The organism is Streptomyces sp. NPDC005866 (genome assembly GCF_040629895.1).
Classification (GTDB): Bacteria; Actinomycetota; Actinomycetes; order Streptomycetales; family Streptomycetaceae; genus Streptomyces.
Map to the genome: position 1 here is coordinate 113,989 of NZ_JBEXWP010000003.1, position 21,769 is coordinate 135,757.

The window sequence follows — 21,769 nt, forward strand, 5'->3', positions numbered from 1 at the left end:
GCGCAAATCTTGGTGGCTCGTCGGATCCACGTCGGGCCGCTCCGGCGAGCTGCCCGCCCTCGGCCCCGGTAGGAGCCGGAGGCGTGATGGACGGCGCGGCCAGGACAGCAGAGGACCTGCTGGTCCATGGTTGGCCGACAGCGTGATCAGCAGTGCGGCCACGCCGGAGTTTGAGGCCGACCGCCCAGGTCACGGGCTTACCTTCGCTGAGCGCGAGGACATCCGCGATCAATTCCGGCAATGCGGTCTCGGCGCTGTCCACCCTTCGCGACAGCCTCTTGGACTCACCCGCCGTCGCACGACACCTAGACGGAGTCGGTAGGCGGGCGCGAGTCCGCTGCCGGTGAGGCAGCCATCCGCCGACCAGTAGCTGGTCCCGAGGCATGGCTGACGAAATGCTCACCAACATGTGCCTCAACCTGCTCACCTCGGCCCGCGCCCGGCGCGAGACCTACGTGGGACAGTGGCTCCCCGAGCCGGTGCCGGCGGCCTGCCCGGGGCAGAGACACGTGTCCTGCACGGCGGCTGCGGCGCCGCCCGCCTCCGCCGAGCGACCCGGGCCGCTGTCGCCGTAAAGAGGTATACACATATTGTCGTTAATGGGTGGAATAGGTGGTATGTGCCGCAACTCTCGGGGGAGGGTACGAGACGGTACGGCGCGCCTCCCACGGCACACGACCGGAGGACGACGTCATGTTGCACCGTGCCCGGCCCAGGGATGACCGCCCGGTCGACGATGCCCTGGGCGTGGCGCTGGCCGGCATGGTGCACCGGACGGGGGCGGCGATCGGCGGGGTGTATCTCATCGAGGTGCCGGCCGCGCTGCTGCGCCTGGTGGCGCTGTGCGGACTGCCCGTCGACTTCACCGCGCCATGGCAGCGGCTGGCGCTGAGCGCCCCCGTCCCGTTGGCCGACGCGATCCGCGAGGACCACCTCGTCTGGGTCGGCAGCCAGGACGAGATGGCACGCCGCTATCCGCGTACGGCGGCCGTCCTGCCGTACGCCTTCGCGCTCGCCGCGGTGCCGCTGCGTGGGATGCGCCGCTGCTGGGGCGGGGTCGTGCTGATGTGGCCCGCCGACCATCCGCCCCGGGCCACGGCCCGCGAACGTCACCACATCACCGCGAACGCCCGCCGGCTGGCCCGGCTACTGGACGACTCGCCGGTACCGCCCGCCCTCCCCGACCGGCCGCGTGTCGTACCCGTGGACTCCCCGCGCCAGACCGCCCGGACCGGACTGGCCGCCGCCGACTATCTGGACCGTCTCCCCGAGGGCGCCCTGGCCCTCGACCTGGAGGGCCGCGTCACGTTCGTCTCCGCCGCTGCCGCCCGGCTGCTCGGCCGGGACACCGACCTGCTGCTGGGCACCCGGCCCTGGCAGTCCCTGCCCTGGCTGGACGACCTGCGGTATGAGGAGCGGTACCGCATGGCGGTCGTCAGCCGCGCGCCCGTGTCCTTCAGCGCGCGTCGCCCGCCGGACCGGTGGCTGACCTTCCAGCTGCACCCGGACGACAGCGGCATCAGCGTGCGCATCACCCCCGGCGCGGAGACGGCGGCCGCCCCGCCCGCCGGCACGGAGCCGGCCCCGACCGCGCCCGGCCGTCTCTACCAGCTGATCCACCAGGCGGCCGCGCTCACGGAGACGGTGACCACACAGGACCTGGTCGCACTGATCGCGGACCAGATCCTGCCGGCGTTCGGCGCCCAGGGGCTGGTGCTCAGCATCGCCGAGGCGGGCCGTCTCCGGATCGCCGGACAGCACGGCTACCCCGCCGCCATCGCCGAACGCCTTGACGCCCTCCCCCTCGACACCGGCCTCACCCCCGCCGGCCAGGTCCTGGCGAGCGGCATCCCGGCCTTCTTCGGCAGCCCGGCCGAAATGGCCCACAGCTACCCCGGCGCCCCGCAGATCAGCGGAAAGCAGGCGTGGGCCTTTCTGCCCCTGGTCATCTCGGGACGTCCGGTGGGCTGCTGCATCCTCTCCTACGACCGCCCCCACGCCTTCACCGCCGACGAACGCGCCGTCCTCATCCCGCTGTCCGGCCTGCTCGCCCAGGCCCTCGACCGGGCTCGCCTGTACGACACCCAGCACCACCTCGTCCACCAGCTCCAGCAGGCGCTGCTGCCCCGCGGCCTCCCCACCCTGCCCGGTCTCGACGTCGCGGCCCGCTATCTGCCGGCCGGGCACGGCATGGACGTCGGCGGCGACTTCTACGACCTGCTGCGCCTCGACGACACCAACGCGGCGGCCGTGATCGGCGACGTGGAGGGCCACAGCATGGCCGCGGCCGCCCTCATGGGTCAGGTCCGCACCGCCATCCACGCCCACGCCACCACCGGAGCCACCCCGGACCAGGTCATCGCCCGCACCAACCGGCTGCTCGTCGATCTCTCCTCCGACCTCCTGGTGACCTGCCTCTACGCCCGGCTGGACCTCGTCCGCCGGGAACTGACCCTGGCCAGTGCCGGCCACGCACCGCCCCTGCTGCGCCCCGCGCCCGGCCGGGCCCACCCGCTCGACCTCGACCCCGGACCGCCGCTGGGCGTCGACGCATGCGCCCGCTACCCCGTCACCCGCGCCGCGCTCCCGGCCGGCGCCGTCCTCGCCCTCTACACCGACGGCCTGGTCGAACGTCCCGGAACCGACGTCCTGGACGCCACCGCCGACCTCGCCGCCCACCTCGCCCACGCCGGCGTCGACGACCTGGAACACCTCATCGACAGCCTCGTCCAAGGCACCTGGCCGGCCGGCGGCCACACCGACGACGTGGCCGTGCTCCTGCTGCGGACCGCGGGGACTCCGGGGACGGGCCCGAGCGCGGGGTCCAGCGGTGGCAGCCGCAGGTCGTAGCGGGCGTCCCGGCGCGGAGCAGACGGCCGCCCGCGCGAGCCGGCCGGGCCTCCCGACGTCGATTGAAGGGGCCACTCGGTGCGGCGGGATGCTGGGAGCGGATGCGGGAACTCGGACGCCGGGGCACCCGGACAGTCGGAGGGACCATGGCGGGACGCGTACCGGAGGACGGGGCGGTCGTACCGGACGACCTGGCGGTCGTCGTCGACGCCGGCGGGACGGTTCTGGTGTGGAGCGACGGTGCCCGGCGGCTGCTCGGATACGAGCCCGCCGAGGTCGTCGGCCGCCCCGCCCGGATGCTGCTCTCCGCCGACCTGCCCGCATCCGCGCGCCGCCACCTCGCCGACGGTCACCGCTGGTCCACCGACGTGGCACTGCGGCACCGCACCGGCGACCGGATCGTCGTACGCCTCCAGGGCACCCCGCTCGCGGACGCGCGCGCCAGGCCGCTCTGGCTGGTGACCGGCGCCGCGCGGTCGGCCGTGTCAGGGCGGGACCAGGCCGGGACGACGGCCCTGTGGGACCTCACGCTCGCCCAGCTGCCCATGCCGGTGGCGATCTACGACCGCGAGGCCCGGCTGGTCGCCGCCAACGAGGTCATGACCCGGATCATGGGACTGCCCGTGGCGGAGATGCGGGGCCTGACCCTGCGGGAGATCGAACCCAGCTGCCCCTTCGACGTGTACGACCGCCTCCAGCGGCAGGTCCTGCGCACCGGGCGGACGGTCTTCCACGAGCGGCACGGCCAGGCGCCCGGGGAGACCCGGGAGCACTCCTGGTCGATGTACTTCTCCCGGAGTCCTGGGGTCTGACGGACGCGGCCTTCGCCACGGAGCTGATAGTCAGCGAGCTCGTCACGAACGCGGTCCGTTACGGCGACGGCCCGATCGCCCTCCGTCTGATCCGCGACTCCTCCCTGATCTGCGAGGTCTCCGACGGCAACAGCACGGCGCCGCATCTGCGCCGGGCGCGTGTCTACGACGAGGGCGGCCGGGGTCTGCTCCTGGTCGCCCAGCTCGCGGAACGCTGGGGCAGCCGCCAGACGCCGACCGGCAAGACGATCTGGGCGGAACAGCCGCTGCCCACCTGACTCGGCGGCCAGCGGCCACCAGGCAACAGGCAACAGGCAACAGGCAACAGGCAACAGGCAACAGGCAACAGGCAACAGGCAACGGCCAACGGCCAACGGCCAACGGCCAACGGCCAACGGCCAACGGCCAGCGGTCAGCGGTCAGCGGTCAGCGGTCAAGGGCCAACGCTCAGCGGGCGAGCGGAAGGTCCCGGCGCAGCACGTCGACCACGGCGGAGACGACCGCTGAGGCGACGAAACTCCCCACCATCACAAGCCCCACCCCCACCATGAACAGCCCGCTGGCGTCGTCCGACCAGTCGACGTACGCGGCGAGCGTCAGCCCCACGGTCGTACCGCCCACGGCGGCCGCGCTGTGCCCCCGGACGGCCGCCCAGCAGACGGGCACGAGCACGGTGAGCACGAGCCCGACGACCTGCCAGGCCTCGTACGGCCCGCTCTTGGACCCGTCAGGCCGCACGTCGTAGTGCTGGTCCCACCCCAGCCAGGCGGCCCAGGCCGCCACCGAAACCCCGGCCAGCACGAGCGCCGGCAGCGCCACCCGGAGAACGCCCTTGTGAAGTCCCATGTCCTCAGCGTCGCGGACCGGCCGGTCACCGGACAGAGTGCGGATACTCAGACCGACCCGAGTACATGCACGCACCGGCCGGGGTGTGGACGCGGCAGCGTGCTGGGCTGTTCGCGTGGTTCAGGGTGTCGCCGGGCTGGCGGCACGTGTACGGCGCCCGGTCTGCCGCAGGATGGCCGCGACTGCTCTGCCGCAGGACGGTTCCGACCGCCTGTGACGTGCCCCCCGGCCTGGTGAGGACGATGACCACCGAGACCAAGCGGCCGACGAGTCTCCACAAGGTCCGGCCACCCGCGGCCGCTCCCTCGACGAACTGTCCGGCGCCCAGACAGCCGCGGTCGCTCCGCGGGTGACGCCGCCGTGAACCTGCGGGCTCAAGTGGCCTTTCCTTCCCGGCGGTTGCTGTCGATCCCTGAAGTGACGGGGCCCACGATCGCGAAGTACGTGTGAACGTGAGTACGGTTGACCGTGAGTCTTCCGCAGGAGCCACCCATGCCCTCCGTGCCCCCCATGTCCAAGCCCCGCTTCGCCGTGCTCGGTGCCGGCACCATCGGCTGTCATCTCGGCGGCCATCTCCTCGCCGCCGGGTACGACGTGGTGCTCATCGGCCGGGCCGCCGCCATGGACGTGCTGCGCGAGCGGGGGCTCACCCTCAGCACCTCCGTCCGTCCGCCCGTCCAACTCACGCCGGGGCAGCTGACGTTGGCCACCGGCCCGGAGGCCGCGGCCGGCGCCGACTATGTGCTGGTCACCGTGAAGAGCGCCGGTACCGCGGCCGCCGCCAAGGACCTCGCCGCTCATCTCGCCCCCGGCGCGGTCGTGGTGAGCTTCCAGAACGGGCTGCGCAACCCCGCCACCCTGCGCACCGCGCTCCCCGGTCACACCGTGCTGGCCGGGATGGTGCCCTACAACGTGGTGCAGTCAGAGCCGGGCACCGTCCACCAGGGCATGCCGGGCCGGCTCATGACGGAGCCGGACGACAGGCTCGTCGCCGCCTTCCGCGAAGCACACCTGGCCATCGAGGCCCGTACCGACATGTCCGAGGTGCAGCACGCCAAGCTGCTGATGAACCTCAACAACGCGATCAACGCTCTCTCCGGGCTGCCGTTGCGCGACCAGCTCGGTGGGCGTGCCTACCGCCGCTGCCTCGCCCTGTGCCAGCGCGAGGCCCTGGCCGCCTACCGCGCCGCCGGGGTCACCCCCGCCCGCCTCGGCCCGACCGCACCCGCCGTCACCCCGTACGTCCTGGGACTGCCCGACGGCCTCTTCCGCCGGCTTGCGGGGGCGAGCCTCCGGATCGACGCCCACGCACGCTCCTCGATGTGGGAGGACCTGCGACGCGGCCGGCCCACGGAGATCGACTCCCTCCAGGGCGAGATCGTCGCCCTCGCCACCGCGCAGGGACAGCGGGCCCCAGCGAACGCACGTCTGGCCGACCTGGTGCGTGAGGCGGAGGCCACGCCGCGCACCTGGCCGGGCCCCGAGCTGTACGCCGAGCTGTGCGCGGCCCGATGAACGGTGTGGGAGACCCTCGATCGCCCGATCCCGTTCCAGCGTCTCCTGCACAGCCGGGTCGGCCCGCTGCTGGCCCGGCTCACCGACGAGAAGAGGTTCACCGCCGGTCTGCGCGGCGTCCTGGCCCGACCCGTCCCGGACGAGCTCCTGCATGACATGTGGACGTCCGTCGCCCGCCGGAACGGCCACCGCCTGGCCCCCCGGTCTGCTCCGCTACACCGGGTTCCTCACGGAGTAACCCGGACCGGTCAGGCTGGTGACCGGCGCTACCACCACTTGGATTCCAGTGCGCGGTCGGTGCCGCCGGTCTGGTCGAGCGCGTCGAGTTCGGCCATGTCCTCGTCCGACAGGGCGAAGTCGAAGATCTGCGCGTTCTCGTGGATACGCTCGCGGTGGGTCGACTTGGCGATGACGACGAATCCGTGTTGGAGGCCCCAGCGCAGCAGCACCTGTGCCGGTGTCCGGCCGGTGCGACGGGCGATCCCGGCCACGGTGGGGTCGCCGACGTACCGGCCGGTGCCCAGTGGACTGTAGGCCTCGACGGCGACGTCGAACCGGGCGCAGGCGTCCAGCAGCGCGCGCCGGTGGTTCCGCGGGTTCAACAGGACCTGGTTGACGACCGGCGGAACGGTGCCGGCGGCCATCACCGCTTCCAGTTCGGCCACGCTGTAGTTGGAGACCCCGATGGAGCGGGTCAGGCCCAGCTCCAGGGCGCGTTCCATCCCGGCCCAGGCGCGGGTGGCGCCGCCCTCGGGCCAGTGCACCAGATAGAGGTCGACCTGTTCCAGGCCGAGGCGCCGAAGGCTGTTCTCCGCCTGGCCGACCGGATCGTTGCCCCGCGGATGGAACTTCGTGGTGACGAACACCTCGTCGCGTGGTACGCCGCTGTCGCGGAGGGCACGGCCGACGCTCTCCTCATTGCCGTACGCCTGAGCCGTGTCGATGTGCCGGTAGCCGGCGTCGAGCGCCCAGCGCACGGCGTCGACGCACACGCGCCCGTCGGGCACCTGCCAGACGCCGAGGCCAAGCACCGGGATCCGGTTTCCGTCCGCCAGCGGGCGCACGCCACCACCGGCTGTGTCCTCATTGGGGTTCATGACCACCAGCATCCGGCAGTACCCCGCGGGGTGCCACCAGCGACATCGAGACGGCGCTGGAACGCAGCTCAGCACCGCCGAACTCGTCGACCGGCTGACGCGCGCGAACCCACCGCCGCGCGGACTCGCCGTCGCGGACTCGCCGGTGGGCGCGTCGCCGGCACTTCGGCGCTGACGCGGCGAGCAGCACCGGCCCCGGTCTGACCCACGCTTTCGCACCGCGCCCACGAAGGGAAATCTGTCCCGGCGAAGCCACATCTCCGTGGCTGTCGACGTTAGGGTTGCCGTGCGACGCGGATGGTGCCGAATCCTTCAAGACCGGTGCCAGGCCCGCCCGGTCCCTCGCCGCGCCCCCGAAACGAAGGTGTCATGCCCGCTGAGAACGCCCCTGTCGCCGGCAACCTCGACGATGACGACTACCCCGCCTACACCATGGGACGGGCCGCCGCCGTTCTCGGCACCACCCCCGCCTTCCTCCGGGCCGTCGGCGATACCGGGCTTATCGTTCCCCTGCGTTCGGAAGGCGGTCACCGGCGGTACTCCCGCCGTCAGCTGCGCGTCGTCGCGCGCGCCCGGGAGCTGGTCGACCAGGGCACCCCCGTGGAGGCCGCGTGCCGGATCATCTCCCTGGAGAACCAGCTTGAGGACGCCCTCCGGCTGAGCCGGGCAATGCGCCGGAAGCTCGACGGGTGCGGCACGAATACCTAGTCCCGTCAGCACAGAAATGGGGACAGCGACGGGACTAGAATTCCAGTGCGGGCCCGAAAACACATGGCCGCTTAGAGGTGACCTGTGTTAGCGTGCTAGCAGTTGCAGTTTTGGTTGCCAGAGAATTTTTTTCTTTGTAAAGCTTTCCGGATCTTTCCGGAGGGGTGATCATCGCGGCGACTCGGCTTCGTAAAGTGCGGAGTCCGGCACTGCCCCCCAAGGGAGATTCAATATGGCATCTGGCACCGTGAAGTGGTTCAACGCGGAAAAGGGCTTCGGCTTCATCGAGCAGGAGGGTGGCGGCCCGGACGTGTTCGCCCACTACTCGAACATCGCCACCCAGGGCTTCCGCGAGCTTCAGGAAGGCCAGAAGGTGACCTTCGACGTCACGCAGGGCCAGAAGGGCCCGCAGGCCGAGAACATCGTTCCCGCCTGACGCTGACGCGAACCGTTGCGAGCCCACGGGCTCGTGCGTTTTGAGGCTGGGGCCCGCGCTCTTGGGGTGCGGGCCCCAGCTTTTTCTCTTTTTTCTCCGGCTCGTCTTGTGATTCCTCGCGCGGTCACCTGCCGCCAGCCGGGATTCCTCGATGCGCCGCATCGAGGAAGGTTCCTTCATGAACCGCACCCGCCGCACCGGCGGTAGTTCCGGCCGTCACCGAACGGACCGAACCACCGCGCGCTCGGCAGGCTCCACCCCCGGCGGCCGCTTCCGCCCGCAGGGATCGGGCCACCAGGGCCCCCGTACGGGCACCGGACGGAAGAACGGTCAAGCCCCCCGGTCCGCCCCGCGCCCGCAGGAGTTCGCCCTGCCGGTCACCCTCACCGAACCGCTGCCCGCCGTCGAGACGTTCGCCGAACTGGACATGCCCGAAGGGCTGCTGGCCGCCCTTCGCACCGAAGGTGTGACCGTCCCCTTCCCCATCCAGGCGGCCACCCTGCCGAACGCGCTGGCCGGCCGGGACGTCCTGGGCCGGGGCCGCACGGGCTCGGGTAAGACGCTCGCCTTCGGCCTGCCGCTGCTGGCCCGCCTGGACGGGCAGCGGGCCCAGCCCCGGCAGCCGCTCGCGCTCGTCCTCGTCCCCACCCGGGAACTGGCCCAGCAGGTCACCGACGCGCTCACCCCCTACGCCCGCGCCCTGCGGCTGCGGCTCGCCACCGTGGTGGGCGGCATGTCGATCGGCCGTCAGGTCAGCGATCTGCGCGCCGGCGCCGAAGTCGTGGTCGCGACACCCGGCCGCCTCCGGGACCTCATCGAGCGAGGCGCCTGCCAGGTGGACCAGGTCAACGTCACCGTCCTGGACGAGGCCGACCAGATGGCCGACATGGGCTTCATGCCGCAGGTGACCGCGCTGCTCGACCAAGTCCCCGCCGGCGGCCAGCGGTTGCTGTTCTCGGCCACCCTGGACCGGAACATCGACCTTCTGGTGCGCCGCTACCTCCACGACCCCGTCGTGCACTCGGTCGACCCGTCCGCGGGTGCGGTCACCACCATGGAGCACCATCTGCTCCATGTGCGTGACACCGACAAGGAGACCGCCGCGACCGAGATCGCCGCCCGTGACGGACGCGTGCTGATGTTCCTGGACACCAAGCACGCGGTGGACCGGCTCGCCAAGCGGCTGCTCGCCGTCGGTGTGCGGGCCTCGGCCCTGCACGGCGGCAAGTCCCAGTCGCAGCGCACCCGGACGCTCGCCCAGTTCAAGGACGGCCATGTCTCCGTCCTCGTGGCCACCAACGTCGCCGCCCGCGGCATCCACGTCGACGGCCTCGACCTCGTCGTCAACGTCGACCCGCCCGCCGACCACAAGGACTACCTGCACCGCGGCGGCCGTACCGCCCGCGCCGGCGAGACCGGCACCGTCGTCACCCTCGTCCTCCCGCACCAGCGGCGGGCCGTGGACCGGCTGATGACGGACGCCGGGGTCACCGCGCGTGCCGTCCAGGTCCGGCCCGGTGAGGCCGAGCTGCATCGCATCACCGGCGCCCGGACCCCCTCGGGCGTGCCCGTCACCCTCGCCCCACCGGCCGAGGAACGACGCGAGGGCACCCGATCCGCCGGCCGCGGCCGCGGTCGCGGGGGCCGGTCCACCGCCCGAGCACGTCGTACCGCCTCGAGGGCCGACTCGTAGCCGAAGGAGGACCGACTCACCGCCGGAGCACGGGGATGCGCTCCCGGCGGACAGGCCGAGCCGACGCCCGTGCCGTCCGCCCCGACGCTGGACCGCACCCCGGACGTGTCCCCCGTGATCGTCGAACACGGATACACCCCGGGCGTTCTCGCCCTCACCCCTGACCGCCGTCCGACCCCCGTCCGGCCGCGCCCCGCGGTCGCCCCCTGAGGAGGCATCCATGCGCGTTGTCATCGCCCGTTTCCCCTTCGACCTGACCAAGAGCGAGGTCGAGCAGTCGATGAGCAGCCACACGCCCGAGCCCGTCACCGGCGTGGCCGTGACCATCGACGGCCGCGCCTACCCGGTGATGCAGGTCGGGGAAGTGATCACCCGGCAGAACCGCCGTGACTTCACCACGCTTGAAATGCGCCGGGCACTGACCCGGCTCGGCTTCACCTGTCATGACGCCCTCCCGGTCACACCGCCCCGGGAGGCGCGAGCCGACGAGGACGCCCTCGGCTGGTGACGCCTGCCAGGCGACCGCGGTACTGGGCGGTTCGCGGGTTGGAAAGCCGGAGATGTGGCACCCGGCTCATGAGCGGGCCGGACAGCGAACCGCGCCCGGTAGGGGCGGCCGGCGGTTCAGCCACGAGCCGCACACCGGCCGCACACCGCACGAGGCCGGTATGGCCCGCTCAGCCGGTTGTCGCCGTGTGGCTGCCCGGCGACAACCGGTATGGCGTGCCAGGCGAGCGGCCGATAGGTACGCCCGGCTAGCGGTCGCCAGGGCATGCCCGCCGACGCCGACACCGCTCGCGGCACCTTGACCTGGCGTCTCCCTCTTCTCTTCCTTCCTTCTCTTCTGCTCCTCTTGTCCTGACTGTCGAGACGTGTTCCCAGCAGCCTTGGAGCGGAGATCACCATGCCCGAGCAGTTCCCGACCATCGAGCCGTACGCCCACGGGCTCCTCGGTGCCGGTGACGGCCAGCGGATCTACTGGGAGACCAGCGGGAACCCGGCGGGAAAGCCCGCCCTGTGCGTGCACGGCGGGCCCGGCAGCGGCGGGCGCCGCCACAGCCGCGGACTGTTCGACCCCGAGGTCTACCGGATCGTCCTGTTCGATCAGCGCGGCTGCGGTGAAAGCCGGCCGCACGCCTCCGACCCTGCCGTCAGCCTCGCCCACAACACCACCGATCACCTCATCTCCGACATGGAGCGGCTGCGCGAACACCTCGGCATCGAACGCTGGCTCCTCTACGGCGGCTCCTGGGGCTCCACGCTCGTCCTCGCCTACGCCGAACGCCACCCGGAGCGGGTCTCCGAGATCGTCATCGCCGGTGTCACGATGACCCGCCCGGAGGAGACCGACTGGCTGTACCACGGCGTCGGCCGCCTGCTGCCAGGCCCCTGGGAGGCCTTCCGTGACGCCCTGCCCGCCGCGGACCGCGCCGGCAACCTCGTCACCGCCTACAACAGGTTGCTGAGCAGTCCGGACGACGCGATCCGGGTCACGGCAGCCCGTGCCTGGTGCACCTGGGAGGACGCCGTCATCGCCCACGAGGTACTGGGCAGCCCCGGCGCCTACAGCGACCGGCCCGACGACTCCCTGATGGCCTTCGTCCGGATCTGCGCCCACTACTTCGCCCATGACGCCTGGCTGGAGGACGGCCAACTGCTGCGGGACGCCGACCGGCTGACCGGGATCCCAGGGGTGCTGATCCACGGCCGGCTCGACCTGGGCAGTCCGCTGAAAACCGCGTGGGAACTTGCCAGGGCCTGGCCGGACGCGGAACTGAAGGTGATCGACGACTCGGGCCACACCGGCAGTCCCGCGATGCACGAGGCGGTCCAGACGGCGATCGCGCGGTTCGGCGAGAGGTGAGGGTGAGGCCGCCTTGCCTGTTGGGTCAGGCCTCCTTGCTGATGAGTTCGTCTGCCACCCAGTGCGCGACTCCCTCCGGATAGGGCGCCGGCAGGCCCAGGACGATGTGCCGGAAACCGGCGTTCAGCGCCTCGGCGATCGCGGCGCGGGTCGTCTCCGGGCCGGCGTAGGAGACGGAGAGATGTATGGAGCGGGTGATCTCGGCGGGGTCGCGGCCGATCTCCGCGCAGTAGCGGTCCAGGAGGGCGCTGCGGCGGACGCAGTCCGCGATGTCGCCGCCCGGGATGTTCCAGAGGTCGGCGTGTTCGGCGGCCACCCGGAGGGTCGCTGCCGAGCGGCCGCCGATCAGGATCGGAGGGTGGGGGCGCTGAACGGGTTTGGGGTTGACGAAGGCGCCGGTGAGCTGGTGGTGGGTGCCGTGGAAGTCGAAGGGTTCGGTGGCCGTCCACAGGCGGCGGATCAGGGCGCAGGCCTCGGCGAGGCTCTCGACGGCCTGCGCGGGAGGGATGAAGGGCAGGCCGTACGCCGGATACTCGCGGCGGGCCTCGGGCGGGTGCGGCCGTGAGCCGACGCCGATCCCGAAGTCGAGCCGGCCACCGGAGACGACGTCTACGGTCGTGGCGATCTTCGCCAGTATGGCGGGTGGCCGGAAACGGTTGCTGGTCACCAGGAGGCCGAGGCGCAGGCGTCGCGTCCGGGCGGCCAGGGCGGAGAGCAGCGTCCAGCCCTCGTAGATCGGTCCGTCGGGATCGCCGCCGATCGGCATGAGGTGGTCGAACAGCCAGGCGTGCTCGATCCGGGGGATCGCGTCCGCCTCCTGCCAGACCCGCAGGACGTCGTCGTACGACACCTGCATGGGAGCGGTCATGATCCCGAAACGGGGTGGGGTCGTAGGCGTGGATGCCATGGAGTGGCCTCTCTGCCGCCGGTCAGCGGCGGCGCAGTGCCGGGTCGAGCAGGGCGGGCGGCGTGTCGTACTTCTCGTGGGCGGCCAGGTCGGTGCCGGGGGCGACGATCGCGTCGATCGCGTCGAGGACGTCGGCGGAAAGCACGGTGTCGGCTGCGGCGAACTGGGAGCGCAGATGGTCCTGGGTGCGGGGGCCGATGAGGGCGCTGGTGACGGCGGGGTGCGCGGTGACGAAGCCGAGCGCGAGCTGGATCAGGGTCAGTCCGGCCTCCTCGGCGACGGCGGCCAGCTGCTCCACGGCTTCGAGCCGGGCCTGGTTGGCGGGCACGGTGAGGTCGAAGCGGTCAGGAGCGAGCAGGGACCGGCTGGTGGTGATGTCCCGGCCCTTGCGCACGGCACCCGACAGCCATCCCGAGGCCAGCGGGCTCCACACCAGCACGCCCATCCCGTACTCCTCGGTCACCGGCAGCACATGGGACTCGATGCCGCGCTGGAGGATGGAGTAGCTGGGCTGTTCGGTGACATACCGGCTCAAGTGGTGCTCGCGCGCCGCCCATTGGCCCTGCACGATCCGGTACGCCGGGAAGGTCGAGGAACCGAAGTAGCGGATCTTCCCCGCGCGTTGCAGATCGGTCAGCGCAGACAGGGTCTCCTCGTCACTCGTGGCCGGGTCCCAGCGGTGTATCTGATAGAGGTCCACATGGTCGACACCGAGCCGGCGCAGGCTGTTCTCCAGCTCGGTGACCAGCCACCGCCGTGAACCGCCGCGGTGATTGCGTTCCTCGCCCATCGGCATGCCCGCCTTCGTGGCCAGCACGATGTCGTCACGGCGGCCGGCGATCGCCTTGCCGACCATCTCCTCCGACTCTCCCTCGCCGTACATGTCGGCGGTGTCGATCAGGTTGATCCCGGCGTCCAGGGCGGCGTCGACGATCGCGGTCGCCTCCTCCTGCGTGGTGCGCGCGATCGCGCCGAAGTTCATCGCGCCGAGCGCGAGCGCGCTGACCTGCACACCGGTACGGCCCAAAGTGCGGTACTGCATGACTGAGTCCCCTCACATGAACACACAGACAAGCGGGACGGTGTCCCGTTTCGTGTCTTCGACCATACGGAACGATGTCCCGCTTAGCAACGCCCCGATAGGGTGACGCGGGACGGAGCACACGATGAAGGACGCGACATGAAGGACGAGGAGCAGGCGGCCCGGCCCCGGCCGGCGGACAAGGAGCGGGCCGCGGCCCGGCCCCGGCGGGCGGACGCCCGGCGCAACGAGATGACCCTGCTGGAAGCGGCCGCGGCGGCGTTCGTGGCGTCGGGCGTGGAGGCGCCGGTACGCGACATCGCGGCCCGGGCGGGCGTCGGCACGGCGACGATCTACCGGCACTTCCCGACCCGCGCGGACCTGATCATCGCCGTCTACCGGCACCAGGTGGAGGCCTGCGCGGAGGCCGGGCCCGCCCTGCTGGCCACCGCCCCGAGCCCGTACGACGCGCTGCGCCAGTGGATCGACCTCTTCGTGGACTTCCTGGTCACCAAGCACGGCCTCGCCGCCGCCCTGCGCTCCGACCAGGCGGGCTTCGACACCCTCCACGGCTACTTCCTGGACCGCCTGGTCCCCGTCTGCTCCCAGCTCCTGGACGCGGCGACCGAGTCCGGCGAGATCCACACCGACCTGGCCGCCCTCGACCTGATGCACGGCGTCGGCAACCTCTGCATCGGCGCGGACCACGACCCCGGCTACGACGCCCGCCGTCTGGTCGCCCTTCTCGTCAAGGGGCTGGGCCGGACATGAGGTGCCGGGCATGAGAGGCAGCTGCGAGGTCTGCGGCAACCCGATCGAGAGCGGCGGCGGCCCCGGCCGTACCGCGTCGTACTGCTCACAGGCCTGCCGCCAGCGGGCCTACCGGGAGCGGCGGCGGGCGGTCGGCCTGCCACCGGCCAGGGAGCTGCTCTCCGACCTCGGGGACCGGCTGGGGCGGGTGCGGCTGGCGCCCGGGACCGCGTTCCACGCCGACGTCGAGGGACTCACGACCCGCTTCGCACAACTGCGGCGCCTCGCCCGGCAGGCAGGACAGGAGCGCGAGGCGAACGCCGTCCCGCCCGCCGCCGCACCACAGAACGTCCCACCCGCCGACCCCCAATACGTCACGCCCCCCACCCCGCGAAACGTCACCCCCGCCGCCGTGACGAAATCGGGCGACGCCGGATTCACCGCGCTCGTCGAGGGGCACCGGCGGCAGCTGCGCGTGCACTGCTACCGGCTGCTCGGGTCGTACGACGAGGCCGAGGACCTCACCCAGGAGACGTTCCTGCGCGCCTGGCGGGCCAAGGAGACCCTGGACGGCGTCGGCAACACCCGCGCCTGGCTGTACCGGATCGCCACCAACCTGTGCCTGGACTTCCTGCGCAGGCACAACCGGCGCCCGGTCCCCTACGAACCGCTGCCCGGCATGGACTCGGGCGACGGGCCGCCGCCTCCCCGGATGCCCTGGCTGCAGCCGTTCCCCGACGACCAGTTGCCCGAGACGGCCGCGCCGCAGCACGAGCCCGACGAACAGGCCGTGGCCGGCGAGACCCTTGAACTGGTCTTCCTCACTGCCATCCAGCACCTCCCGCCCCGCCAGCGGGCCGCGGTGATCCTGCGCGATGTCGCCGGCTGGTCGGCACAGGAGACCGCCGACCTGCTGGGCGCGAGCGTGGCCTCGGCCAACAGCGCGGTGCAGCGCGGCCGTTCGGCGCTACGCGAGGCGTTGCCGGGGCACAGGGAGGACTGGTCGGCCAAGGCCGGGTCCCCCACCCCCAGCACCGCGGACCTCGCCCTGCTCCAGCGCTACATGGACGCCGCCGCCCGGGCCGACATCGACGCCATGGTCGACCTCGTCCGCGAGGACGCGGTGCTCACCATGCCCCCGAACCCCTTCTGGTTCACCTCCCGCGACGCGCTCTTCGCCTTCGTCCGTCCCAACCTCGACCCGGCGTCCCCGATGTTCGCCGGCCACTGGCGCCACCTGCCCGTACGTGCCAACGGCCAGCCGGCCGTGGCCGGTTACCTGCAACGCCCCGGGACCAGTGTCTTCCGGGCCCAGCTCATCGACGTACTGCGGATCGAGGACGGCCGGATCGCCGAGATCACCACCTTCGAGCCCCACCTGTTCCCGGCCTTCGGACTGCCGATGGCTCTCGGAATCGACCCGATCGATGAGAGCGGTGAGAGCGATGAGAGCGACGAGAGCGACGAGAGCGATGAGTTCGGCGGGCCCGTGCGTCCTACTCGGTGACAAGGCGTTCACGAAGCCGAACGGAGTTGAAGAGTCATGCTGCTGAAGGACAAGGTCGCGGTCGTGTACGGCGGGGCCGGTGCCCTCGGTGCGGGAGTCGCGCGGGAGTACGCGCAGGCCGGGGCGCGGGTGTTCCTCGTCGGGCGTACGGAGGCCACCCTGCGGGAGGTCGCCGCGACGACCGGTGCCGAGTACGACGTGGTCGACGCCGAGGACGAGGCCGCCGTGGAGGCGCACGCGTCGTCGGTGGTCGAGCGGGCGGGCCGGATCGACGTCTCCCTCAACCTCGTACCGCGCGGGGACCTCCAGGGCGTCCCGCTGACCGAGATGTCGGTCGAGGACTACACCCGGCCGGTGGCGCGGGGCATCGCCTGCCAGTTCATCACCGCCCGGGCGGCCGCCCGCCGGATGGCCGCGCAGGGTTCGGGCGTGATCCTCGCCCTGAACAGCGGTTCCCACAACGGCACCCCGATGCTCGGCGGTACCGGCGCCGCCGACGGCGCGATCGACGCGCTGATCCGTCAACTCGCCCAGGAGGTCGGCCCGTCCGGCGTCCGTGTCTGCGGGATCTGGACCGCCGGGGTCACCGACACCCTCACCCCGGAGAAGCTGAGCGCGGCAGGCGCCCCGGCGATGGACGAGGCGGCGGTGGACGGCATCCGCGCCCAACTGGACTCGCTGCGGATGACGAAGCGCTCCCCGCGTATCGCGGACATCGCGGCGCTGGCGGCGTACCTCGCCTCGGACGCCGGGGTCGTCCTCACGGGCACATGGGTCAACGCGACCGCCGGGATGTTCCCGAGCTGACGCCGGCGGCCCGTGCAGTCCTCACCGGCGGCCCGTGCAGTCCTCACCGGCGGCGGATATTCCCTGGCGTCGGCGCCCGACCGGGGCGGAGACTCGTGCCATGGCGGACATCGGGGCGTTCCGGGAGGCGGTCGCCGGGTGGGCGAGTGGTGGGGCCGAGGGCCCTGCCCGGGCGCTGGCCGGTCGGCTGGGCGTGCGGGTCGCCGTGCTGCTCGAAGGGCCCAGTGATGTAGCCGCGGTGGATGCGCTGGCCGCGCGGCGCGGGCGGGATCTGGCGGCCGAGGGGGTGTGCGTGCTGTCGATGGGCGGTGCGATGAACGTCGGGCGCTATGCCCGCCTTCTCGGACCGCCCGGCCTGGGCCTGCGGCTGACCGGGCTGTGCGACGAGCGGGAGCGTCCCTACTACGCCCGCGGCCTGGAGCGGGCCGGTGCCGCACCACACGGGTTCTTCGTCTGCGCCGCCGACCTCGAGGACGAACTCGTCCGCGCCCTCGGTCCACCCCGGGTCACGGAGCTCATCCGGGCCGAGGGCGACGAGCGCCCCCTGCTCACCTTCCTGAACCAGCCCGCCCAGCAGGGCCGCACCGCACAGCAGCAACTGCGCCGCTTCCTCGGCACGAAGAAGGGGCGGAAGATCCATTACGGCCGGGTTCTCGTCGAGGCCCTGGAGCCCGACCGCGTGCCCGCACCGCTCGACGGTCTGCTCGGCGGCCTTTTGACGGAGAGGCGCGAGACCTCCTAGCGCACCGGCCCCAGGCCCAGCGCCTCCGCCAGTGTCCGGTACCCCGGCAGCGGGTCGCTGCCCGTGGGATGCAGCAGTTGGAGCGCCACATGGTCGGCGCCCGCCTCGTGGTGTGCGCGGATGCCCTCCACCACCCGGGCGGTCTCGCCGTGCAGGATCAGCGCGTCGAAGAGGCGGTCGCTGCCGCCGTCCGCGAAGTCGGTGTCGTCGAAGCCCAGGCGGCGCAGGTTGCTGAGGTAGTTGCTCAGGTTCAGGTAGAAGCCCAGGGTGGTGTCGCCGATGGCGCGGGCCCGGGAACGGTCCGTCTCCAGGATCACCTTCTGCTCGGGGGCCAGGATCGTTCCGGTGCCGAGGATCTCGCGTGCCTGGCGGGTGTGGTCCGGGGTGACGAGGTAGGGGTGCGCGGCCGCCGCGCGGTCGCGGGCCAGGCGCAGTACCCGGGGGCCCAGGGCCGCCAGGGCGCGGCGCGCCACCGGGACGCCGCCCTCGTCGAGAACGTCCAGGTAGTTGTTCAGGGCCTGGTACGGCCGTACGAACTCCTTGGTGACCTCCGGGTGGCCCGCGCCGATGCCCAGGAGGAAGCGGTCCGCGTGGCGCTCGGCGATACGGCGGTACGAACGGGCGACCCGGTCGGCCGGGTTGGACCAGATGTTCACGATGCCGGTGGCGACGACCAGGGTCTCGGTGGCGTCGAGCAGCCGCTCGGCCAGGGCCAGATCCGGGTCGGTCACGTTGCCGAGCCACAGCGTGCCGTAGCCCAGGCGTTCCAGCTCGACGGCGAGGTCGGGCTCGGTCTCCTGGCGCCACACACCGATGGCACCCAGGTCGATCTTCTCCATGGTCTCGTTCATATCAGCCACAACCGGGGGCCGGTGACCGCCATTCCGGTCGCCGTCGGAACAGTCACCCGCCCAAGCACCGATCACCACCGGCCATCACGGGTTTTCGGTGAACCTCCGGGACCGGCCGTCCGTACTACGGGGTGTCAGCCGCCGTTGCCGGCGGAGCGGTTGTGCGGCCGATGTCCGGAAACTTGCCATGCCGAGATTTGAACTGATCGTAAGATAGTCATTAATGTCTGGGGCGCACACCACCGCTTGATCCTTCGCTCGACCCCTTGCTCGGAAGGAGATCGCCTCCGTGGCGTTCCACCGTCGTCCCAAGCAGCCGAGCCGTGCTCGGGTCACCGTGCTGACCACCGCCGCCGCTGCTGCCGTGGCCCTCTCCTCGCAGGCGGCCAACGCCGCGCCCAGCGAGAAGCCGAGCAAGGGCGAGGTCAAGTCCCGGGTGGACAAGCTGTACCAGGAGGCCGAGCAGGCCACCGAGAGGTTCAACGGGGCCAAGGAGAAGCAGGACAAGCTCCAGAAGGAGATATCCGCGCTGCAGGACTCGGTGGCACGCGGTCAGGAGGAGCTGAACCGACTGCGGGACGGCATCGGCAGCATGGCCACCGCCCAGTACCGCAGCGGCGGGCTCGACCCGTCCCTCCAGCTGTTCCTCTCCGCCGACCCGGACGACTACCTGGACAAGGCGGCCACGCTGGACCAGCTGAGCGGCCAGCAGGTCGAGACGCTGAAGAAGATCCAGGCCAAGCAGCGCGAGCTGGCGCAGGAGCGGGCGGAGGCCACCGCCAAGCTCAAGGACCTGGCCGCCACTCGCACCGAACTCGGCGCGAAGAAGAAGGAAGTCCAGGCCAAGCTGGCCGAGGCGCAGAAGCTGCTCAACAGTCTCACCGCCGCCGAGAAGGCCGCGCTGGCCGCCGAGCAGGACCGCGCCAGCCGTTCCGCCGGCGAGCGGGTGAACCTCGGCAACGACACCTCCGCCACCGGACGGGCCGCGGCCGCCTTCGCCGCCGCCAGGACCAGGCTCGGCACGCCGTACGTCTACGGCGCCACCGGCCCTTCCTCCTTCGACTGCTCGGGCCTGACCTCCTGGGCCTACGCGCAGGCCGGGGTGTCCATCCCGCGCACCTCCGAGTCCCAGACGACGATCGGCACCAGGATCTACTCGACGTCCGGTCTCCAGGTCGGCGACCTCGTCTTCTTCTTCAACGACCTGCACCACGTGGGCCTGTACGCCGGCAACGGGCAGATCCTGCACGCCCCGCGCACCGGCACGGTCGTCCGCTACGAGTCGATGAGCACCATCGGTGGGCCGTTCATGTTCGGCGTCCGCGTCTGACGGTCCCGCGGCTCGGTCAGCGGGCGCGCGCCCGGGCGTCCTCCAGATAGTGCAGGACCGCCGCCACCCGGCGGTCCACCCGGTCTGCCGGGGACAGGTCGAGCTTGGCGAAGATGCTCCGGATGTGCTTGTGGACGGCGCCGTCGGTGACGACCAGGCGTTCGGCGATCGCGGAGTTGCCGAGGCCCTCGGCCATCAGGGCGAGTACGTCGCGTTCGCGCGGGCTCAGGCGTTCCAGGCGGGTGTCCTGGCGGGAGCGGGTGAAGAGCTGGGCGACGACCTCGGGGTCGATCGCGGTGCCGCCGTCCGCCACCCGGTGCAGGGCGTCGAGGAACTCCTCGACCCGGCCCACCCTTTCCTTGAGCAGGTAGCCGAGGCCGCCGACCCCGCCGGTGAGCAGTTGGGTGGCGAAGCTCTGCTCGACGTACGCCGACAGGACGACGACGGCGAGGCCGGGATGGCGGCGCCGGGCCTCGACGGCCGCGCGGATGCCCTCGTCGGTGTGGGTGGGCGGCATCCGGACGTCGAGGATGGCGATGTCCGGGCGGTGCGTGTCGATGGCGTCCAGGGCGTCGTCGGCCGTTCCGGCGGTGGCCGCCACGTCGAGGCCCTCGGCGCGCAGCAGCAGGGCGAGGCCCTCACGGAGCAGCGGGTCGTCCTCGGCCATCACGATCCGCAGGGCGCGGTCCGCGTTGTGCGCGACGTCAGGTTCCACAGGGCAGTTCCACTTCCAGGATGGTCGGGCCGCCTGCCGGGCTGGTCAGGCGGAGGGTGCCGTCGTGCGCCCCGACCCGGCGACGGATGCCGGTCAGCCCGGAGCCCCCGGAGTCGTCGGCGCCGCCCCGGCCGTCGTCGGTGACGGTCAGCTGGAGTCGTCCGCCGCGGGCCCGGACGGTGACCGTGGCCCGGTCGGCGCCGCTGTGCTTGGCGACGTTGGTGAGGGCTTCGGCGACGACGAAGTAGGCGGTCGCCTCGACGGAGGCGGCACAGCGCTCGGGCGCGTCGACGTCGATCCGGCACGGCACCGGCGACTCGGCGGCCAGTCCCGACAGTGCCCCCGCGAGGCCGCGGTCGTCCAGAACCGGCGGCAGGATGCTGCGCGAGACCGTGCGCAGTTCGGCCAGCGCCTGTTCGGCGGCGGACTGGGCGCGCTCCAGGATCTCGTCGGCGCGGGACGGATCGCGGGCCACCTGGCGGCGGGCGGCGCCGAGCAGCACGGTGACCGAGACCAGCCGGTTCTGGGTGCCGTCGTGCAACGCCCGCTCGATCCTGCGGAGTTCGGTGGCGTGGGCGTCGAGGGCGGCGGCGCGGGTGGCGGTGAGTTCGGCGACCCGCAAGGAGAGGTCCTGGTCGGGCCCGGCGGCCAGCAGGCGCCGTCCGGGCTCCGCCTGGAGCCGGGCCATGCCGGGGGTCAGGCCCAGGAGGACGGCTGTCGACCCGACGCCGAACGCGCAGACGGCGAAGGCGTCCGCCCAGGAGTGCGCCACGCCGTAGCCGAAGGAGGTGGCGGTCATGCCCTCGGGCGAGAACCGCCAGTACAGCGGGAAGAGCGTGTCCCGTACCGCGGAGAGCGGCAGAAAGAGGCCGGTCAGGCCCAGCAGCAGGCCGAGCGTGCCATGCCGCAGCAGCCAGCGCACCTCACGCCGGGTGACGGGGTCGGTCAGGGCGAGCCGCAGCCGGGTGGGCGGCGGTGCGGGACCGATGACCTCGGGACCGTGCCGGCCGAGCCGTTTCCGCTCGCGCCCGGCCAGGGTGTGCAGGGCGCGCAGGGTGAGCGGGGCGAGGAGCAGGCCCACACCGAGCGGTGCGGTCACCGCCGTCACCGCGAGCAGAAGCAGCAGGGCGAGCGCCGGGCCGGCGGTACCGAGTCCGCCGACGAGCTCGCCGAGCGCGCGGCCCGCGGTCCGCGGGATCCGTGCGGCGAGGGTCCGCGCGCCCTCGGCCCGGGCGCTGGTGGCGGCCATGGGCCCCCCTTTCGTCGTCGCCAAAGACCTTAGGGCGTACGGCAGTCCGGCGGGCCCGCCCGGACCGGA

The 21,769-nt window shown here is 72.2% G+C and carries 20 protein-coding genes and 2 pseudogenes; 15 read left to right on the forward strand and 7 right to left on the reverse strand.

The window, feature by feature from the left end; genetic code table 11:
* Positions 1-375: 375 nt before the first annotated feature.
* The 4 genes and pseudogenes from ABZ396_RS05255 to ABZ396_RS05270 form a co-directional block, all read left to right on the forward strand.
* Positions 376-482 (forward strand): annotated as a pseudogene (locus ABZ396_RS05255) (RNA polymerase subunit sigma-70); the annotation flags it as partial.
* Between the two features lie 211 nt (positions 483-693).
* Positions 694-2,850, forward strand: a complete 2,157-nt coding sequence (locus ABZ396_RS05260) for a SpoIIE family protein phosphatase (RefSeq protein WP_358914811.1) — start codon at positions 694-696, stop codon at positions 2,848-2,850.
* Between the two features lie 146 nt (positions 2,851-2,996).
* Positions 2,997-3,662 carry a PAS domain-containing protein gene (locus ABZ396_RS05265; protein WP_358914812.1) on the forward strand — a complete coding sequence of 222 codons (666 nt, stop codon included), beginning with the start codon at positions 2,997-2,999 and terminating at the stop codon, positions 3,660-3,662.
* Positions 3,650-3,940, forward strand: a pseudogene (locus ABZ396_RS05270) (ATP-binding protein); the annotation flags it as partial. The gene ABZ396_RS05265 and the pseudogene ABZ396_RS05270, both read left to right, overlap by 13 nt.
* 169 nt (positions 3,941-4,109) lie before the next feature.
* Here ABZ396_RS05270 and ABZ396_RS05275 read toward each other — a convergent pair.
* Positions 4,110-4,508, reverse strand: coding sequence for a hypothetical protein (locus tag ABZ396_RS05275; RefSeq protein WP_358914814.1), 399 nt, complete (start codon positions 4,506-4,508; stop codon positions 4,110-4,112).
* A gap of 492 nt (positions 4,509-5,000) precedes the next feature.
* On the opposite strand from ABZ396_RS05275, the gene ABZ396_RS05280 reads away from it, so the two are divergent.
* Complete coding sequence (locus ABZ396_RS05280; RefSeq protein ID WP_358914815.1) at positions 5,001-6,023, forward strand: 2-dehydropantoate 2-reductase; 1,023 nt, start codon at positions 5,001-5,003, stop codon at positions 6,021-6,023.
* Between the two features lie 266 nt (positions 6,024-6,289).
* On the opposite strand, the gene ABZ396_RS05285 is transcribed toward ABZ396_RS05280, so the two are convergent.
* Positions 6,290-7,120: an aldo/keto reductase gene (locus tag ABZ396_RS05285; protein ID WP_358914817.1), complete on the reverse strand. Its 831-nt coding sequence runs from the start codon at positions 7,118-7,120 to the stop codon at positions 6,290-6,292.
* Positions 7,121-7,489: 369 nt separating this feature from the next.
* On the opposite strand from ABZ396_RS05285, the gene ABZ396_RS05290 reads away from it, so the two are divergent.
* The 5 genes from ABZ396_RS05290 to pip all read left to right on the forward strand — a co-directional run bounded on the left by ABZ396_RS05290 (position 7,490) and on the right by pip (position 11,821).
* Positions 7,490-7,828, forward strand: a complete 339-nt coding sequence (locus ABZ396_RS05290; protein WP_358914819.1) for a helix-turn-helix domain-containing protein — start codon at positions 7,490-7,492, stop codon at positions 7,826-7,828.
* Between the two features lie 232 nt (positions 7,829-8,060).
* Positions 8,061-8,264, forward strand: a complete 204-nt coding sequence (locus ABZ396_RS05295) for a cold-shock protein (protein WP_031482971.1) — start codon at positions 8,061-8,063, stop codon at positions 8,262-8,264.
* Between the two features lie 178 nt (positions 8,265-8,442).
* Positions 8,443-9,957 (forward strand): DEAD/DEAH box helicase, encoded by a 1,515-nt coding sequence (locus ABZ396_RS05300; RefSeq protein WP_358914821.1) that lies wholly within the window; start codon positions 8,443-8,445, stop codon positions 9,955-9,957.
* A 220-nt stretch (positions 9,958-10,177) separates the two neighbouring features.
* Positions 10,178-10,465 (forward strand): SCO5918 family protein, encoded by a 288-nt coding sequence (locus ABZ396_RS05305; RefSeq protein ID WP_358914823.1) that lies wholly within the window; start codon positions 10,178-10,180, stop codon positions 10,463-10,465.
* 396 nt (positions 10,466-10,861) lie between these two features.
* Positions 10,862-11,821 carry a prolyl aminopeptidase gene (gene pip / locus ABZ396_RS05310; protein WP_358914825.1) on the forward strand — a complete coding sequence of 320 codons (960 nt, stop codon included), beginning with the start codon at positions 10,862-10,864 and terminating at the stop codon, positions 11,819-11,821.
* A 25-nt stretch (positions 11,822-11,846) separates the two neighbouring features.
* Here pip and ABZ396_RS05315 read toward each other — a convergent pair whose 3' ends face one another.
* Both ABZ396_RS05315 and ABZ396_RS05320 read right to left on the reverse strand, forming a co-directional pair.
* Positions 11,847-12,728 carry an LLM class flavin-dependent oxidoreductase gene (locus tag ABZ396_RS05315; protein WP_358914826.1) on the reverse strand — a complete coding sequence of 294 codons (882 nt, stop codon included), beginning with the start codon at positions 12,726-12,728 and terminating at the stop codon, positions 11,847-11,849.
* Positions 12,729-12,750: 22 nt separating this feature from the next.
* The gene (locus ABZ396_RS05320; RefSeq protein ID WP_358914828.1) at positions 12,751-13,770 is read right to left on the reverse strand and encodes an aldo/keto reductase; all 1,020 of its coding nucleotides are present in this window, start codon (positions 13,768-13,770) and stop codon (positions 12,751-12,753) included.
* A gap of 138 nt (positions 13,771-13,908) precedes the next feature.
* On the opposite strand from ABZ396_RS05320, the gene ABZ396_RS05325 reads away from it, so the two are divergent.
* The 4 genes from ABZ396_RS05325 to ABZ396_RS05340 all read left to right on the forward strand — a co-directional run bounded on the left by ABZ396_RS05325 (position 13,909) and on the right by ABZ396_RS05340 (position 17,555).
* Positions 13,909-14,520, forward strand: a complete 612-nt coding sequence (locus ABZ396_RS05325) for a TetR/AcrR family transcriptional regulator (protein WP_358914830.1) — start codon at positions 13,909-13,911, stop codon at positions 14,518-14,520.
* A gap of 10 nt (positions 14,521-14,530) precedes the next feature.
* Entirely contained in the window at positions 14,531-16,006 is a 1,476-nt protein-coding gene (locus tag ABZ396_RS05330; protein ID WP_358914832.1) for an RNA polymerase subunit sigma-70, read from the forward strand.
* 36 nt (positions 16,007-16,042) lie between these two features.
* Complete coding sequence (locus ABZ396_RS05335) at positions 16,043-16,813, forward strand: SDR family oxidoreductase (protein WP_358914834.1); 771 nt, start codon at positions 16,043-16,045, stop codon at positions 16,811-16,813.
* Positions 16,814-16,913: 100 nt separating this feature from the next.
* Complete coding sequence (locus ABZ396_RS05340) at positions 16,914-17,555, forward strand: TOPRIM nucleotidyl transferase/hydrolase domain-containing protein (protein WP_358914836.1); 642 nt, start codon at positions 16,914-16,916, stop codon at positions 17,553-17,555.
* On the opposite strand, the gene ABZ396_RS05345 is transcribed toward ABZ396_RS05340, so the two are convergent.
* The gene (locus ABZ396_RS05345; protein WP_358914838.1) at positions 17,552-18,394 is read right to left on the reverse strand and encodes an LLM class F420-dependent oxidoreductase; all 843 of its coding nucleotides are present in this window, start codon (positions 18,392-18,394) and stop codon (positions 17,552-17,554) included. The genes ABZ396_RS05340 and ABZ396_RS05345 overlap by 4 nt on opposite strands.
* Positions 18,395-18,695: 301 nt before the next feature.
* Here ABZ396_RS05345 and ABZ396_RS05350 point away from each other — a divergent pair, with 301 nt between their 5' ends.
* Complete coding sequence (locus ABZ396_RS05350; protein ID WP_358914840.1) at positions 18,696-19,736, forward strand: NlpC/P60 family protein; 1,041 nt, start codon at positions 18,696-18,698, stop codon at positions 19,734-19,736.
* Between the two features lie 16 nt (positions 19,737-19,752).
* Here the strand turns inward: ABZ396_RS05350 and ABZ396_RS05355 are convergent, their stop codons facing one another.
* Complete coding sequence (locus ABZ396_RS05355; RefSeq protein WP_358915193.1) at positions 19,753-20,415, reverse strand: response regulator transcription factor; 663 nt, start codon at positions 20,413-20,415, stop codon at positions 19,753-19,755.
* 25 nt (positions 20,416-20,440) lie between these two features.
* Positions 20,441-21,700 (reverse strand): sensor domain-containing protein, encoded by a 1,260-nt coding sequence (locus tag ABZ396_RS05360; protein WP_358914842.1) that lies wholly within the window; start codon positions 21,698-21,700, stop codon positions 20,441-20,443.
* Positions 21,701-21,769 lie beyond the last annotated feature (69 nt).

Bases quoted from the DNA above. Each gene is read 5' to 3' on its own strand.
- ABZ396_RS05260 (WP_358914811.1), top strand. From the start codon at position 694: ATGTTGCACCGTGCCCGGCCCAGGGATGACCGCCCGGTCGACGATGCC.
- ABZ396_RS05265 (WP_358914812.1), top strand. From the start codon at position 2,997: ATGGCGGGACGCGTACCGGAGGACGGGGCGGTCGTACCGGACGACCTG.
- ABZ396_RS05275 (WP_358914814.1), bottom strand. From the start codon at position 4,508: ATGGGACTTCACAAGGGCGTTCTCCGGGTGGCGCTGCCGGCGCTCGTG.
- ABZ396_RS05280 (WP_358914815.1), top strand. From the start codon at position 5,001: ATGCCCTCCGTGCCCCCCATGTCCAAGCCCCGCTTCGCCGTGCTCGGT.
- ABZ396_RS05285 (WP_358914817.1), bottom strand. From the start codon at position 7,120: ATGAACCCCAATGAGGACACAGCCGGTGGTGGCGTGCGCCCGCTGGCG.
- ABZ396_RS05290 (WP_358914819.1), top strand. From the start codon at position 7,490: ATGCCCGCTGAGAACGCCCCTGTCGCCGGCAACCTCGACGATGACGAC.
- ABZ396_RS05295 (WP_031482971.1), top strand. From the start codon at position 8,061: ATGGCATCTGGCACCGTGAAGTGGTTCAACGCGGAAAAGGGCTTCGGC.
- ABZ396_RS05300 (WP_358914821.1), top strand. From the start codon at position 8,443: ATGAACCGCACCCGCCGCACCGGCGGTAGTTCCGGCCGTCACCGAACG.
- ABZ396_RS05305 (WP_358914823.1), top strand. From the start codon at position 10,178: ATGCGCGTTGTCATCGCCCGTTTCCCCTTCGACCTGACCAAGAGCGAG.
- pip (WP_358914825.1), top strand. From the start codon at position 10,862: ATGCCCGAGCAGTTCCCGACCATCGAGCCGTACGCCCACGGGCTCCTC.
- ABZ396_RS05315 (WP_358914826.1), bottom strand. From the start codon at position 12,728: ATGGCATCCACGCCTACGACCCCACCCCGTTTCGGGATCATGACCGCT.
- ABZ396_RS05320 (WP_358914828.1), bottom strand. From the start codon at position 13,770: ATGCAGTACCGCACTTTGGGCCGTACCGGTGTGCAGGTCAGCGCGCTC.
- ABZ396_RS05325 (WP_358914830.1), top strand. From the start codon at position 13,909: ATGAAGGACGAGGAGCAGGCGGCCCGGCCCCGGCCGGCGGACAAGGAG.
- ABZ396_RS05330 (WP_358914832.1), top strand. From the start codon at position 14,531: ATGAGAGGCAGCTGCGAGGTCTGCGGCAACCCGATCGAGAGCGGCGGC.
- ABZ396_RS05335 (WP_358914834.1), top strand. From the start codon at position 16,043: ATGCTGCTGAAGGACAAGGTCGCGGTCGTGTACGGCGGGGCCGGTGCC.
- ABZ396_RS05340 (WP_358914836.1), top strand. From the start codon at position 16,914: ATGGCGGACATCGGGGCGTTCCGGGAGGCGGTCGCCGGGTGGGCGAGT.
- ABZ396_RS05345 (WP_358914838.1), bottom strand. From the start codon at position 18,394: ATGGAGAAGATCGACCTGGGTGCCATCGGTGTGTGGCGCCAGGAGACC.
- ABZ396_RS05360 (WP_358914842.1), bottom strand. From the start codon at position 21,700: ATGGCCGCCACCAGCGCCCGGGCCGAGGGCGCGCGGACCCTCGCCGCA.